At 42.9% G+C, this 13,063-nt stretch carries 21 protein-coding genes and 2 pseudogenes; 3 read left to right on the forward strand and 20 right to left on the reverse strand.

The annotated features are described in order from the left end of the window. Positions 1-158 precede the first annotated feature (158 nt). The gene (locus PGN_RS12455; RefSeq protein WP_353558824.1) at positions 159-365 is read right to left on the reverse strand and encodes a DUF1661 domain-containing protein; all 207 of its coding nucleotides are present in this window, start codon (positions 363-365) and stop codon (positions 159-161) included. Here PGN_RS12455 and PGN_RS12460 point away from each other — a divergent pair. Then, entirely contained in the window at positions 334-576 is a 243-nt protein-coding gene (locus PGN_RS12460; RefSeq protein WP_353558823.1) for a DUF1661 domain-containing protein, read from the forward strand. The two genes, PGN_RS12455 and PGN_RS12460, sit on opposite strands and share 32 nt — an antisense overlap. A gap of 61 nt (positions 577-637) precedes the next feature. Here PGN_RS12460 and PGN_RS08700 read toward each other — a convergent pair whose 3' ends face one another. Then, complete coding sequence (locus tag PGN_RS08700; protein ID WP_012458572.1) at positions 638-1,540, reverse strand: IS982-like element IS195 family transposase; 903 nt, start codon at positions 1,538-1,540, stop codon at positions 638-640. A 286-nt stretch (positions 1,541-1,826) separates the two neighbouring features. On the opposite strand from PGN_RS08700, the gene PGN_RS08705 reads away from it, so the two are divergent. Then, complete coding sequence (locus PGN_RS08705) at positions 1,827-2,162, forward strand: hypothetical protein (protein ID WP_013815227.1); 336 nt, start codon at positions 1,827-1,829, stop codon at positions 2,160-2,162. 66 nt (positions 2,163-2,228) lie between these two features. Then, complete coding sequence (locus PGN_RS08710) at positions 2,229-3,074, forward strand: GLPGLI family protein (protein WP_005874714.1); 846 nt, start codon at positions 2,229-2,231, stop codon at positions 3,072-3,074. A gap of 129 nt (positions 3,075-3,203) precedes the next feature. On the opposite strand, the pseudogene PGN_RS12465 reads toward PGN_RS08710, so the two are convergent. The 18 genes and pseudogenes from PGN_RS12465 to rpsN form a co-directional block, all read right to left on the reverse strand. After that, positions 3,204-3,348 (reverse strand): annotated as a pseudogene (locus tag PGN_RS12465) (DNA methylase). Between the two features lie 24 nt (positions 3,349-3,372). After that, positions 3,373-4,458: pseudogene (locus PGN_RS10830) on the reverse strand (IS5 family transposase). A 211-nt stretch (positions 4,459-4,669) separates the two neighbouring features. Then, entirely contained in the window at positions 4,670-5,152 is a 483-nt protein-coding gene (gene rplQ, locus PGN_RS08725; protein WP_005873882.1) for a 50S ribosomal protein L17, read from the reverse strand. 5 nt (positions 5,153-5,157) lie between these two features. Further along, positions 5,158-6,150 (reverse strand): DNA-directed RNA polymerase subunit alpha, encoded by a 993-nt coding sequence (locus PGN_RS08730; RefSeq protein WP_004583572.1) that lies wholly within the window; start codon positions 6,148-6,150, stop codon positions 5,158-5,160. A 12-nt stretch (positions 6,151-6,162) separates the two neighbouring features. After that, positions 6,163-6,768 carry a 30S ribosomal protein S4 gene (gene rpsD / locus PGN_RS08735; RefSeq protein WP_004583573.1) on the reverse strand — a complete coding sequence of 202 codons (606 nt, stop codon included), beginning with the start codon at positions 6,766-6,768 and terminating at the stop codon, positions 6,163-6,165. Between the two features lie 159 nt (positions 6,769-6,927). Continuing rightward, positions 6,928-7,314 (reverse strand): 30S ribosomal protein S11, encoded by a 387-nt coding sequence (gene rpsK / locus PGN_RS08740; protein ID WP_004583574.1) that lies wholly within the window; start codon positions 7,312-7,314, stop codon positions 6,928-6,930. An 11-nt stretch (positions 7,315-7,325) separates the two neighbouring features. Next, a complete protein-coding gene (gene rpsM, locus PGN_RS08745) occupies positions 7,326-7,706 on the reverse strand; it encodes a 30S ribosomal protein S13 (RefSeq protein WP_004583575.1) in 381 nt (126 codons plus the stop codon). Between the two features lie 32 nt (positions 7,707-7,738). Then, positions 7,739-7,855: a type B 50S ribosomal protein L36 gene (gene ykgO, locus PGN_RS10835; protein WP_004583576.1), complete on the reverse strand. Its 117-nt coding sequence runs from the start codon at positions 7,853-7,855 to the stop codon at positions 7,739-7,741. Between the two features lie 16 nt (positions 7,856-7,871). Next, entirely contained in the window at positions 7,872-8,090 is a 219-nt protein-coding gene (gene infA / locus PGN_RS08750) for a translation initiation factor IF-1 (protein WP_004583577.1), read from the reverse strand. A gap of 2 nt (positions 8,091-8,092) precedes the next feature. Then, positions 8,093-8,878: a type I methionyl aminopeptidase gene (gene map / locus PGN_RS08755; protein ID WP_012458574.1), complete on the reverse strand. Its 786-nt coding sequence runs from the start codon at positions 8,876-8,878 to the stop codon at positions 8,093-8,095. Next, entirely contained in the window at positions 8,878-10,218 is a 1,341-nt protein-coding gene (gene secY, locus PGN_RS08760) for a preprotein translocase subunit SecY (RefSeq protein WP_005873886.1), read from the reverse strand. Before secY ends, map begins: the two co-directional genes overlap by 1 nt. Before the next feature lie 4 nt (positions 10,219-10,222). Next, complete coding sequence (rplO, locus tag PGN_RS08765) at positions 10,223-10,669, reverse strand: 50S ribosomal protein L15 (RefSeq protein ID WP_012458575.1); 447 nt, start codon at positions 10,667-10,669, stop codon at positions 10,223-10,225. Positions 10,670-10,694: 25 nt separating this feature from the next. Then, the gene (gene rpmD / locus PGN_RS08770; protein ID WP_010956442.1) at positions 10,695-10,871 is read right to left on the reverse strand and encodes a 50S ribosomal protein L30; all 177 of its coding nucleotides are present in this window, start codon (positions 10,869-10,871) and stop codon (positions 10,695-10,697) included. Positions 10,872-10,890: 19 nt separating this feature from the next. After that, complete coding sequence (rpsE, locus tag PGN_RS08775) at positions 10,891-11,409, reverse strand: 30S ribosomal protein S5 (protein WP_012458576.1); 519 nt, start codon at positions 11,407-11,409, stop codon at positions 10,891-10,893. Between the two features lie 5 nt (positions 11,410-11,414). Continuing rightward, entirely contained in the window at positions 11,415-11,759 is a 345-nt protein-coding gene (gene rplR / locus PGN_RS08780) for a 50S ribosomal protein L18 (RefSeq protein ID WP_012458577.1), read from the reverse strand. Between the two features lie 18 nt (positions 11,760-11,777). Beyond that, positions 11,778-12,329 (reverse strand): 50S ribosomal protein L6, encoded by a 552-nt coding sequence (gene rplF / locus PGN_RS08785; protein ID WP_010956443.1) that lies wholly within the window; start codon positions 12,327-12,329, stop codon positions 11,778-11,780. A gap of 18 nt (positions 12,330-12,347) precedes the next feature. Further along, positions 12,348-12,743 (reverse strand): 30S ribosomal protein S8, encoded by a 396-nt coding sequence (gene rpsH / locus PGN_RS08790; protein ID WP_010956444.1) that lies wholly within the window; start codon positions 12,741-12,743, stop codon positions 12,348-12,350. A 50-nt stretch (positions 12,744-12,793) separates the two neighbouring features. Then, positions 12,794-13,063: a 30S ribosomal protein S14 gene (rpsN, locus tag PGN_RS08795; RefSeq protein ID WP_004583585.1), complete on the reverse strand. Its 270-nt coding sequence runs from the start codon at positions 13,061-13,063 to the stop codon at positions 12,794-12,796.

Consider the following 13,063-nt stretch of genomic DNA (forward strand, 5'->3'; position numbering starts at 1 on the left):
GGTGAAGATCGGACAACTCTCCTTTCCGCGCCTTGTGTTTTCTATAGTCGAGGGGGTATTCTTTTTTGTTGGTCTCAAAAATAAAAAAATCCTATCGTATCCTCGCATCGAATGCTGTATTACAGAGGGAAACGAGATGAATTCCACATAAGACACAATCACTTAGATTTGGAAGTAAGGTACGGGAGAGGTCGAAGGCGTTTCGCCAAGATTACTTTCACTACGATGCGCAGAAAAGGATGCCTATAAGCAGATTCCTCACGAATTTGGTTCCGGAATTGGCCGGAATGCGGTTCGAGTTTTCTGAGATTCACGAGCGAGAATTTTTCCGTTGTGGCGCGTAAAATTTTTACTTCCCGAACCAAAACGAAAAAATTCCCGAGCCACGTTTTTCCAAAGGCTAAATCGCCATTTTTACGAACGACGTGTACGGAATCGGAGAGGTCAAAAAAAGCAGTAATCATGTCGAAACATTTGACCGATTCCGAGCGTCTTCACATTGTGGAAGAATACCTCGGCAGCCTCGGAGCAAGTATGCCATCGAGAAGAAGTACAACATCGCCCAGGGACTTATAAGAGACCATTGTACGGCATTTTTGCGATATGACCATTGGTCTTTTCTTAACGTCAGTTCGATCTAAGCGGAAATAGGAAAGTTAGGGTTTCTGATGATTTCAATATTGAGTTCAGGCTTTTTAGGCAGGATGTTGTAAGCGATGATACCGGAGATCAGGTTGGTGACAAAATTGTTGACACTGCGATGTCTCGTGTGCTCTATCGGGCAGAGATTTTTGAACATATCATTGACCGTTTCGATCAGGGCTCTCTTTCTCAATAAAACTTTGTCATATAGATGCATCAGGGAGTTCTTCATGTTCTTTTTGATTTTGGTTATCATGTGGATGTCATCGACAAAGAGCCGGTCAAAAAGGTTTTGGGAAATGTAGCCTCTATCGGCAATGAGTTTGCCAAAAAGATTCTTGGTGAATGTTCCGTCTTTCAGAGGTTCTCTGTCATCACAATTGCCCGGTGTGATTTGATAGTTGATGATTTCACCCCTGTCGTTGATAACAATATGTAGCTTGAATCCATAAAACCAACCCATGGTGCTTTTGCCTTTTTGAGCCCATCCCCTCATTGTCCTATGCCCATGAGCTCGTTTGATATGACAAGCCTTCAGTGGGGTGGAATCGATGAAAGAGATGCCTGTACATTGACCCAAACAACACATATTGAGAAATGCTATCAGCTTGAAACCCACCCTGCTTTGCAGCTCCACAAAGCGATTATAAGAGACAAGATGTGGAAACTCGGATCGACAAGAATGGGTGATGTATTGAAGATAAAAAGCTTTCAAATCTCGGTATCTTGACAGATGAAACAGGATCAGGATGGTCATGACCTCACTGTCCGACATCTTAAACTTTCTATTCCTGCGTTTTTTGTCTGCCTCTTCGAGGGTCCTTTTCTTGATTGCTTCATCAAAAAGCTTGGAGAAATCATCTATGATGCAAAAAACATCAACTATATTTGTCTTCATAAAGTAGCGTTTTGTTTGTTCGTATCTTATTGATTGTCAACAGCTAAGATACAAATAATTCGCTACTTTTTTAAGCATAATGCCCACGTTCTTTGGGCGTTTACCACTAATCAGAAAACAAATCCATTGGCTTTTTCTTACGTCGAACTGACGTTAATTTAGCTACTCAATGTTGCACTGGTGGGTGGAATGTGCAAACTTCAAAAATGTTTGTATATATCAAAAGAATTCACGATATTTGCTTGCGAGAAGTTTTAAATATGTATAATCTTAAAAAAACAAGAAAATGAGAAAATTCTTTTTGACAGTCTTATTGGCAGGAGCGTTTTCTATCGCAAATGCAGCCGATGTTACTGCAGTCACTTGTTCAACGCCTAACGGAGGAGAAACCCATGTAATGGTTTTTTGTACGGACGGCAGGAGTTGTGATTTTATCTTGAAAATACAGGGAGATGAGACAGATTACAACAATGTAATGAGTCAAGTTATGCAAGCAGCAAAGAGATTCTGCGCTTCTAATTTTCCATGTTTTAAAGTGAGTCAAAATTTGAACGCAGAAGCTCCTCAGACATTAGAACCCAAAACATCTTCAAATCCCATCCCTGGTAGAAAAATTAAGTGATCATTGTAAAGGAGCCTTATAGTATTCACTATAGGCTCCCCAACCCTCACATAATATGAAAATCCAATGACGTTATTTCGCATTTTATTTTACTTTCTACTTACTATAGTTGGTATCTATTCCCCTTCTGCTCAGGAAATAACATTGGAGGCTTTCAAAACAGATACTCTTGATAAGGTTTTCCTTAATAAATGCATTTATAGGGTATACTACCAAACTGAAATTAAGCAGGACACCTCACAAAATCTCCCTAATAGAGGGTTAACACTGCTACAGATAGGATCAAAAATGAGTAAATTTATCGATTTCTATCAGCATTATACAGATTCACTTAGAGATGAAACAGCAAGAAAAAAAAATCATTCGCTTGCCACGAGTGAAGTGACAAATTTCCAGTACTCTCTATATTCCAAAATTATATTCCGAAACCAAGTATTTAGAAATTATCCCCAAAAGGACATCAATACAGTAAGATTAGGAACTGAATTCGGTGAATATTTCACTTATGAAGAAATAGCCCCACGGTTTGACTGGGAAATTTCACTGAATGAAGAAAAGAATATCAAAGGATATCGATGTAAAAAAGCTACATGTTCTTATAGAGGACGGATTTATCAGGCTTGGTATTCAGAAGATATTCCTATTCCTATGGGGCCATATGTCTTTGGAGGCTTACCCGGCTTGATCATGGAGATTCGAGACTCTAATAACGAGTATGTTTTTGTTGCAATGGCAGTCTTGTTGATAAAAAATTATGATCCCATATATCGAGTGAATACGCCTTATGAATTCCTTTATGAAAGAGATAAATCTTGGCATGAAATCAAGAAAAGTTATCAAAATCTATATTTTGAGATTGATGGGAAAATTCTCCGATCAGTGACACCATACAATCCAATTGAAAAGGATTAGTTTCTTCGCATACAGCAGAGCCTTAAAAAGCCAAATTCCGCAGAGAGTTAGTTTTCGTTAGTTCGAATTTGATTCTTCGACCAAGGTCCAATAGAGCCTTATAGTTTCGGATAGAAATAGGACATAATCCTAATTTGATAGCGTTTTTATGAGACCTTTGAAAAATAAGGAAATGGAGGGAAGAGGAATTCTTCACATAAAACGGGGGGAGGGAAAAGGGGTGGCAGTAAGGAGTGAAAGTAGTTGTAAATCCCCCTTGCGGAGCTACTTGCACGAGCTCCTCAAGGGTGGTTATGCCTTATCCTACGGATGAGGACATAATTATCCCCGGCGTTCTGTATAAATTAAAGGCGATGCTTTCAAGAATGTTTTGAGTATGGGTCTTGGCAAGTCCCCGGTATCGACATCGTCCGCCATGAAACCACCGCCGAATACTGCCAAAGGTGCGTTCGATGGTGCTCCGTATCCGACTGATTGCTTTGTTTCGTTGCTTCTCTTCCTCGGTCAATGCCCTGTTGCGTTGTGCCTTGTGCATAATGCCGTCTTGAAGGTGATGGGTTTGCAGGTAGGAACGATTTTCCCCGCAAGCATATCCTTTATCCGCCAAGACGGCTGTGCCTTGAGGTATGTTTGCACCCTGCAATAGCGGAATAAACTCCTTCGTGTCACTGCGGTTCGCTGCTGTCGTTATCACCTTTTGAACAATGCCTTGAACATTGGCCGGACAATGCTTTTTGTATCCGTAGTGATAACGCTTTTGTTTGTAAACCCAACGGGCTTCTTCATCCGTCCCTTTACGCTGACGGACAACCTGTTTTTGATAATCCTCCTCTGCCTCTTTTTCCTCCTCGCTCCGATTGTCTTCTCTGTCGTCTGCGACTTCAATCGTAATGCTTCCGTTGGGTTTATGCGGCGTCTCCACAAGGCTTGCATCGACAAGCACCCCTTCCCTTACCGAAATGTGATGGCGGGAAAGTTGTTTGTTAAACTACGCCAATAGTTTGTCCATGAGACCCAACTCTGTCAGTGCCGAACGAAATCGACTGATGGTGCTGTGGTCGGGAGATACCTCTTCCATCTTCAGCCCCAAGAATCGGAAAAAGGTGATTGAATCATTGATGCGCTCCTCCAGAGCACAATCACTGAGGTTGTACCATGTCTCCAAAAGCAACATCTTGAATAAGAGAATCACGTCATAAGCCGGGGCACCGATGGCATTTTGTCGCTTCGTGTATTTCTTGTTGATCAGCGTCCTGATCGGACGCCAATCGATAAGCGTGTCAACCTGATTGAGGAAGTCGTTTTGTGCTTTGCGATAACGCTTTGAAAGGAGTGCGTCTGCAAATGTTACATGCTCATCGGTATTCTTGGATTGGTATGCCATGGGAGGAATATTATGCTGTTTTTAATACTCAAATATACAAAATAACTCCCTATTATACAATGAATTAACAAACAAAATACACACTAATTGCCGTGCAAAGGTCTCCTTAAAGAGACCACGGTTTCTTTTCGGACATAAAAAAGAAGGCGATCCAGAACATCTGTTCTAGCTCGCCCTCTCTATTAAAGTTATTTATATCCGATGCAGCGACTTATTCTTCTGCTGCTTTAGGAGTTTCTTCTGCAGGAGCTGCTTCTACTACAACGTCTGCGCTTTTACGCTTACGAGAACGGCGTGTTTTGGTCGCCTTCTTCGCTGCTTCGCCAAGCATATTCTCATTGTAGTCAACAAGCTCAATAAAGCACATAGCAGCATTATCTCCCAGACGATAACCGGTCTTCAAGATACGGGTATATCCACCGGGACGATCTGCAATCTTAGCAGCAACATCTCCGAAAAGTTCCTTCAAGGCATATTTATTCTGTAAGTAAGAGAAGGCGATTCGGCGAGAGTGCGTTGTGTCTTCCTTTGTTTTTGTCAGCAAAGGCTCTACATAGATACGCAAGGCCTTAGCCTTGGCTACCGTTGTAAAAATGCGTTTGTGCAGGATCAACGAAGCAGCCATATTGGACAGCATCGCTTTACGGTGAGCAGCCTTACGGCCCAAGTGATTGAATTTCTTATTATGTCTCATCGTTCTTAGTCTTTATCTAATTTATACTTACTGATATCCATCCCAAACGACAAATTCAGCGTTGCCAGCAGTTCGTCAAGCTCAGTCAAAGACTTCTTTCCGAAGTTGCGAATCTTCATCAGATCGCTCCGTGACAGACTCACTAAATCGCCCAACGTATCTACTCCGGCTGCATTCAGACAATTGAGGGCACGAACAGACAGGTCAAGACCTGAAAGCTTTGACTTCAATAGTTGACGCATATGCAGAGAATCTTCATCGAACTCATCAGTATCGACTATATCCACATACTCTATCGCTATCTTATTCTCTGCAAACAGAGAGAAGTGGGATATCAAGATTTGAGCTGCTTCACGAAGAGCATCTACAGGACGGATCGAACCATCTGTGGTCACTTCCATCAGGAGCTTTTCGTAATCAGTCTTCTGTTCTACGCGGAAATTCTCTACCGCATACTTGACATTCCGAATAGGCGTATAGATTGAGTCGATCGCTATCGTGGAAAGCTCATTATGCTCTGCGCGATTCTCTTCTGCCGACACATAGCCACGCCCCTTATTTATGGAAAACTCCATAGTAAGCGTAGCCGACTTATCGAGGTGGCAAATGACAAGATTCGAATTCAACACTTCAAAGTTTGAAAGTTGTGCATTCAAATCACCGGCACGGAACACCTCCGAATTAGAGATAACAATTGTAGCTTTCTCTACATCGGCATTAGGAACAATCTGCTTAAAACGAACTTGTTTGAGATTGAGGATAATATTAGTAACGTCCTCCAATACACCCGGAATAGTAGCAAATTCATGCTCTACACCTTCAATCTTGATTGCAGTAATCGCAAAACCTTCAAGCGAAGACAAGAGTATTCGACGAAGCGCATTGCCAATGGTAATACCATAACCGGGCTCCAAAGGTTTGAACTCGAACTTGGCGATCGAGTCCGACGTCTCCATCATCAATACATTTTCGGGTTTCTGAAATGCTAATATTGCCATGGGATCTATGGATTATTTCGAATACAATTCAACGATCAGCTGTTCCTTAATATTTTCAGGGATGTCCGTACGATCCGGCATATGCAGCAGCTTACCGGACAATGACGACTGATCCCACTCCATCCAAGGATATTTGCTGTGATTGAAACCTGTCAAAGCATCAGCAATAACCTCTAAGGACTTAGAACGCTCACGAACGCCGATCACCTGACCGGGCTTAACAGAATAAGAAGGAATGTTGACAACACTGCCATCTACGGTAATATGACGATGGGAAACCAATTGACGTGCAGCAGAACGCGTCGGGGCAATCCCCAAACGGAACACCACATTATCCAAACGTGCTTCCAAGAACTGAATAAGCAACTCACCCGTTACACCCTTTGCGCGCTGTGCACGATGGAACAAATGACGGAATTGCTTCTCCAATACACCGTAAGTATATTTTGCTTTTTGCTTTTCACGAAGCTGGAGGCCATACTCGCTCGTCTTACGACGACGGTTATTGCCATGCTGACCTGGAGGATAATTCTTCTTGGAAAGAACTTTATCTGCACCAAAGATAGGATCGCCAAACTTACGCGCGATCTTGGATTTAGGGCCTGTATATCTTGCCATTATTGTTTGTTTTGTGTCAGATGCTTTTCTATGAACAGAATGCTTCCGGTACAGCCGCGATTGCTATGTGAGAGATTGATAGTTTATAGGCAATCCATACACCGAAAGAATTCGGATCCCATAAAATAGAGCGTCCGAAATGTTAGAAGATCTTCTCTCTTAAACTCTTCTCTTTTTAGGAGGACGACAACCGTTATGAGGCATAGGCGTTACATCAATAATCTCCATAACCTCGATTCCCGCTCCATGAATTGTTCTAATAGCCGATTCACGACCATTACCCGGGCCCTTAACGTAGACCGTTACCTTGCGCAAGCCCATATCATATGCCACTTTGGCACAATCCTGAGCTGCCATCTGGGCAGCATAGGGAGTATTCTTCTTTGAAGAACGAAATCCCATTTTACCGGCTGAAGACCAGCTGATAACCTGACCTTCGCTGTTCGCTAAGGAAATAATAATGTTGTTAAAGGAAGAATGAATATGAGCCTGTCCCACTGCTTCCACCCTTACAACTTTCTTTTTTGCGACTGCTTTCTTTGCCATATCAATCTTTATTATTTAGTAGCTTTCTTCTTATTAGCAACAGTCTTCTTCTTGCCCTTACGTGTGCGGGCATTGTTCTTTGTGCTCTGGCCACGCAGAGGCAGACCGATACGATGGCGAATACCACGATAGCAGCCGATATCCATGAGACGCTTGATATTCAACTGCACCTCAGAACGTAAATCTCCCTCTACTTTGTATCCGGCACCGATAACATCACGAATGGCAGCAGCTTGGTCATCCGACCAATCTTTAACCTTGATATCGCGGTCTACTCCGGCTTTATCCAAAATGGTAATAGCACTACTGCGGCCGATACCATAGATATAAGTCAAAGCGATAAAACCTCTTTTGTTTTGTGGCAAGTCAACGCCAACTATTCTTATTGCCATATTATGCTTGTCTTTTGTAGCTAATTAAACAATTATCCCTGACGCTGCTTGTATTTGGGATTCTTCTTATTGATTACATATAAGCGTCCTTTTCTCCTGACAATCTTGCATTCGGGAGTACGCTTCTTTACTGATGCTCTTACTTTCATTATCTTGGGTTTTAATTTATTTATACCTAAAAGAAATACGCCCCTTTGTCAAATCATAAGGAGACATTTCGACCTTGACTTTATCTCCCGGCAGAATCTTGATATAATGCATCCTCATCTTTCCGGAGATATGAGCCGTAATGACATGACCATTCTGTAGTTCAACCTTGAACATAGCATTCGAAAGTGCTTCTAATATCACTCCGTCTTGCTCTATCGCTGTCTGCTTAGACATATCTAAAATTCTTTATCACCTAAAACGTCATGAATAAAATCGAAAGAGGATAAGATCTGAGCTCTCCCCCCTTGGATTGCGATACAATGCTCGAAGTGGGCCGAAGGTTTACGATCTTTTGTACGTATGGTCCAGCCATCTCTTTCAGTAACTACATTCTTACTTCCAAGATTGATCATGGGCTCAATACAGATACACATGCCATTTTTCAGCAAAGGCCCTGTGCCCGGTCGTCCATAGTTTGGAACTTCCGGCGATTCATGCATCTGCCGACCGATTCCATGTCCGACCAATTCTCGAACGACAGAGTATCCACAACTTTCGCAGTACTTCTGTACTGCACTGCCGATATCCCCTATTCGATTGCCATCTATGGCAACAGCAATTCCTTCGTACAACGACTCTTTCGTCGTTTTCAATAGTCGAAATACTTCCGGAGCAACTTCTCCTACAGCAAACGTATAGGCAGAATCTCCTGTAAATCCATTCAGGGATGTACCGCAGTCGACTGATACAATATCGCCTTCTTTCAGGATAGCTTTAGCAGAAGGGATACCATGAACCACATTCTCATTGACCGATACGCAAATACTATTGGGAAAACCACCATAACCAAGGAAAGCCGGCTCAGCTCCATGGTCACGAATAAATTCCTCTGCGACCTTATCAAGCATCAAGGTCGAAACACCCGGCCGAATGTTTTTTGCGACTTCGGCCAGAGTCTTTCCAACCAACTGATTTGCTTCGCGCATCAGCGCGATTTCTTCATCTGTCTTTAGGTAAATCATCAATATGCGGAAACAGAGCCAACTCTACCTTTGATACGTCCGCTCTTCAACAAACCATCGTAATGTCTCATCAAGAGATGGCTTTCGATCTGCTGCAACGTATCCAAAACAACTCCCACCAAAATCAGCAGAGAAGTTCCTCCGAAGAATTGTGCAAAAGCTGAACTAACACCGAACATCTCCGCAAAAGCAGGCAGGATGGCAACTATAGCCAAAAACAATGCTCCGGGAAGCGTTATCCGGTCCATTATCGCATCAATATAATCTTTCGTTTGTTTTCCAGGCTTAATACCGGGAATAAAACCGTTGTTCCTCTTCAGGTCATCGGCCATCTGCTTAGGATTGATCGTAATCGCCGTATAGAAATACGTAAAGAGAATGATCAAAATAGCAAATACAAGATTATACCAAACACTTGTGTTGTTAGACATAGCACTCAGAAACCCCGAAGACTGATCTACATTGGCAAATCCCAAAATAGAGATCGGAATGAACATCAGCGCCTGAGCAAAGATGATAGGCATCACATTGGCAGCATTTACCTTCAAGGGGATATATTGGCGTGCTCCCCCATACTGCTTATTGCCGACAACCCGCTTCGCATATTGCACAGGTACTTTTCTTGTTCCTTGTACCAAAAGGATTGCACCTGCTATGACAAAAAGAAGGAATACAATCTCAGCAAGAAAAGCAACCAAACCTCCAACAGCACTCGTTGTGCGAGATGTGAACTCAGCTACAAATGCATGGGGTAAACGAGCAATAATACCGATGAGAATGATCAACGAAATACCATTACCGATACCCTTGTCTGTAATACGCTCTCCTAACCACAGAACAAACATACTACCACCGGTAAGAATAGCAACCGCAACTATCTGGAACCAAAGGCCACCGGGCATCGATGCTCCTACAGACTGCATTTGCACTCGCAAGTTCACCAAATAGGTAAGAGACTGTAAAATCAAAATAGCAACAGTCAGATAACGAGTCCACTGATTGATCTTCATACGCCCACTCTCACCTTCTCGCTGCAACTTTTGCATTGCAGGTACAGCAATCGCTGCCAACTGCATAACAATCGAAGCAGAGATATAAGGCATAATACCCAAAGCAAAAATAGATGCATGGGAGAAAGCCCCTCCGGAAAACATATCCAAGAGAGCCATCAGTCCTCCAGCAGTCTGATCTTTGAGTGCTGACAACGATGCGGGGTCAATACCGGGGATCACGACAAATGAACCCAAGCGATAAACGACGACGAACAATATGGTCGTGAGAATGCGTTGACGCAAATCCTCAATCTTCCATATATTCTTGATTGTTTCTACCGCACGCATAAGCTTATAGTTTTACAACAGATCCTCCTGCTCTTACAATAGCTTCTTCTGCTGTCTTTGAGAAAGCATGAGCTTCTACTGTCAAAGCCGTAGTCACTGTACCATTGGCCAATATCTTAACTAAAGAGTTTCGAGAAACAAGCCCTGCAGCAATCAAGTCCTCTACCGAAATCTTGGACAGAGAGTTAGCCTCAGACAAAGTTTGAAGCACAGACAGATTGATAGGCTTGTATTCTACTCGATTTATATTCTTAAAGCCAAACTTAGGCAAGCGGCGTTGAATAGGCATTTGACCTCCTTCAAAACCGATCTTCTTAGAATAGCCAGAACGTGATTTCGCTCCTTTATGTCCTCTCGTAGAGGTTCCTCCCAAGCCTGAACCCGGACCGCGACCAATTCTCTTGCGAGACTTGACCGCCCCCTCTGCAGGCTTTAAACTAGACAAATTCATATGTTCTTCTTGTTTTTAGCGTTAATCATTCAACGATCAAAACCAGGTGTCTCACCTTATTCACCATCCCCAATATACTGGGAGTAGCTTCATGCTCGACAATTTGATTCAATTTTCTCAATCCAAGGGCATCTAAAGTTCTCTTCTGATCTTTAGGACACCTAATTCTACTACGAACTTGTTGTATCTTAATTTTAGCCATCACTAATCTTCCTCCTCAATTAACCTTTGAAAACTTTTTCAACAGAAATACCTCGGTTCTGTGCAACCATCAAAGGGCTACGCATTTCTGCAAGGGCTTGAATCGTTGCTTTTACAAGATTGTGTGGATTAGAAGAGCCTTTGCTTTTTGCAAGGACATCAGTAACGCCAACGCTATCCAAGACAGCACGCATGGCACCCCCAGCCTTTACTCCGGTACCGGTGGTCGCGGGCTTCAAAAACACACTGGCTCCACCATAAGAAGCAGCTTGTTCGTGAGGGATTGTACCGTTATGCACCGGAACCCGGATTAAATTCTTTTTAGCAGCCTCAACCCCTTTTGCTATGGCAGCAGGCACTTCACCGGCTTTTCCAAGGCCCCAGCCGATAACACCGTCTTCATTACCTACGACAACAATAGCAGCAAAAGTAAAGGTGCGCCCACCTTTTGTAACCTTGGTCACACGATTGATTGCAACCAAGCGATCCTTCAAATCCAGATCGTTTGTCGATTTTACTCGATTATATACAATAGCCATATCGATTAAAATTTGAGGCCGCCTTTACGGGCTGCATCAGCCAATTCCTTAATACGGCCATGGAAAAGATAGCCGTTACGATCAAACACTACAGTGGATATACCTGCCTCAGTGGCTGCTTTTGCTATTTCGTCACCAACCTTGGCCGCAATTTCCTTTTTAGATCCTGTCATCTCTAATTTCAAAGATGATGCAGAAGCAAGGGTTCTACCCGCAATATCATCAATCAATTGCGCATATATCTGCTTATTGCTGCGGAAAACGGTCAAGCGTGGTCTTTCCTGTGTTCCGCTAATCTTGCCACGTACACGAGCCTTTATTTTTTGTCTTCTTTGTTCTTTCGTTACCATGATAATACTTAGTTACGATTATTTTCCAGCAGATTTACCAGACTTCCTGCGAATTTGCTCACCGACAAACTTGACACCCTTACCCTTGTACGGTTCAGGTTTTCTGAATGATCGGATCTTCATACACACTTGACCAAGAAGCTGCTTGTCAGCACTTTCGAGGATAATCAAAGGGTTTTTGTTTCTCTCGCTCTTGGTTTCAACTGTCACCTCTTTGGGCAACTGCATGAAAATGCTGTGCGTAAAACCCAAGGAAAGCTCAAGGAGCTGCCCTTGATTAGAGGCTCTATAGCCTACCCCAACGAGTTCGAGTTCACGCTTAAAACCGGCAGAAACACCCTGCACCATATTATTAATCAAGGAACGATAGAGACCATGCAAAGAGCGTTCGATACGGTCATCGGTCTTGCGCTCTAAATGGATCATACCACCTTCTATCACAACAGTGATTCGAGGATCTACGTATTGTGACAATTCGCCCTTAGGACCTTTTACTGTTACGATTTCATCCTTGTGAGATACCGTCACACCAGCGGGGATGCTGATGGGCAACTTACCAATTCTTGACATAATTCCGTACCTCCTTTATCAATAAACGTAACACAATACTTCTCCCCCAACTTTCAACTCACGAGCTTCTTTATCAGTCATCACTCCTCGTGGGGTAGAAACAATAGCAATACCAAGGCCGTTCAATACGCGGGGCATATCACGATAACCCACATACTTTCGAAGGCCGGGACGAGACACACGTTTCAACTTCTTGATGGCATTTACTTTATGTGCCAAATCATACTTTAAGGCAACTTTTATTATGCCTTGAGAGTCATTCTCCTCGAACTTATAGTTCAGGATATACCCTTTGTCGAAAAGGATCTTTGTGATCTCTTTCTTAATATTTGACGCCGGCACACTTACCACACGATGGCCAGCCATAATTGCATTACGCAACCGCGTCAAATAATCTGCAATAGGATCTGTCATTTTGAATTACAATTAAATTGATCCGGAAAGCCGGACAATATTTAAAACTCTTACCAACTCGCTTTTTTTACGCCGGGGATAAGACCGGCAGAAGCCATTTCACGAAATTGAATACGGGAAATACCAAATTGGCGCATATAGCCCTTTGGACGCCCAGTCATCGAGCAACGATTATGCAAACGAACAGGAGAAGCATTCTTAGGGAGCAACTGCAAGGCTTCATAATTTCCTTCAGCCTTGAGTGCCGCTCTCTTTGCAGCATATTTCGCCACAAGCTTGGCACGCTTCACCTCGCGGGCTTTCATTGATTCTTTAGCCAT

This window comes from Porphyromonas gingivalis ATCC 33277 (genome assembly GCF_000010505.1).
GTDB lineage: Bacteria > Bacteroidota > Bacteroidia > Bacteroidales > Porphyromonadaceae > Porphyromonas > Porphyromonas gingivalis.

What these genes read in the sequence shown, in the direction of transcription:
- rplR (WP_012458577.1), bottom strand. Translation starts at nt 11,759, where the DNA reads ATGGTAACGAAAGAACAAAGAAGACAAAAAATAAAGGCTCGTGTACGT.
- rpsN (WP_004583585.1), bottom strand. Translation starts at nt 13,063, where the DNA reads ATGGCTAAAGAATCAATGAAAGCCCGCGAGGTGAAGCGTGCCAAGCTT.
- rplO (WP_012458575.1), bottom strand. Translation starts at nt 10,669, where the DNA reads ATGAATTTGTCTAGTTTAAAGCCTGCAGAGGGGGCGGTCAAGTCTCGC.
- infA (WP_004583577.1), bottom strand. Translation starts at nt 8,090, where the DNA reads ATGTCTAAGCAGACAGCGATAGAGCAAGACGGAGTGATATTAGAAGCA.
- PGN_RS08705 (WP_013815227.1), top strand. Translation starts at nt 1,827, where the DNA reads ATGAGAAAATTCTTTTTGACAGTCTTATTGGCAGGAGCGTTTTCTATC.
- rpsM (WP_004583575.1), bottom strand. Translation starts at nt 7,706, where the DNA reads ATGGCAATAAGAATAGTTGGCGTTGACTTGCCACAAAACAAAAGAGGT.
- rpmD (WP_010956442.1), bottom strand. Translation starts at nt 10,871, where the DNA reads ATGGCTAAAATTAAGATACAACAAGTTCGTAGTAGAATTAGGTGTCCT.
- rplQ (WP_005873882.1), bottom strand. Translation starts at nt 5,152, where the DNA reads ATGAGACATAATAAGAAATTCAATCACTTGGGCCGTAAGGCTGCTCAC.
- map (WP_012458574.1), bottom strand. Translation starts at nt 8,878, where the DNA reads ATGATTTACCTAAAGACAGATGAAGAAATCGCGCTGATGCGCGAAGCA.
- rpsK (WP_004583574.1), bottom strand. Translation starts at nt 7,314, where the DNA reads ATGGCAAAGAAAGCAGTCGCAAAAAAGAAAGTTGTAAGGGTGGAAGCA.
- rpsE (WP_012458576.1), bottom strand. Translation starts at nt 11,409, where the DNA reads ATGGCTATTGTATATAATCGAGTAAAATCGACAAACGATCTGGATTTG.
- PGN_RS08700 (WP_012458572.1), bottom strand. Translation starts at nt 1,540, where the DNA reads ATGAAGACAAATATAGTTGATGTTTTTTGCATCATAGATGATTTCTCC.
- rplF (WP_010956443.1), bottom strand. Translation starts at nt 12,329, where the DNA reads ATGTCAAGAATTGGTAAGTTGCCCATCAGCATCCCCGCTGGTGTGACG.
- rpsH (WP_010956444.1), bottom strand. Translation starts at nt 12,743, where the DNA reads ATGACAGATCCTATTGCAGATTATTTGACGCGGTTGCGTAATGCAATT.
- PGN_RS08730 (WP_004583572.1), bottom strand. Translation starts at nt 6,150, where the DNA reads ATGGCAATATTAGCATTTCAGAAACCCGAAAATGTATTGATGATGGAG.
- secY (WP_005873886.1), bottom strand. Translation starts at nt 10,218, where the DNA reads ATGCGTGCGGTAGAAACAATCAAGAATATATGGAAGATTGAGGATTTG.
- ykgO (WP_004583576.1), bottom strand. Translation starts at nt 7,855, where the DNA reads ATGAAAGTAAGAGCATCAGTAAAGAAGCGTACTCCCGAATGCAAGATT.
- rpsD (WP_004583573.1), bottom strand. Translation starts at nt 6,768, where the DNA reads ATGGCAAGATATACAGGCCCTAAATCCAAGATCGCGCGTAAGTTTGGC.
- PGN_RS08710 (WP_005874714.1), top strand. Translation starts at nt 2,229, where the DNA reads ATGACGTTATTTCGCATTTTATTTTACTTTCTACTTACTATAGTTGGT.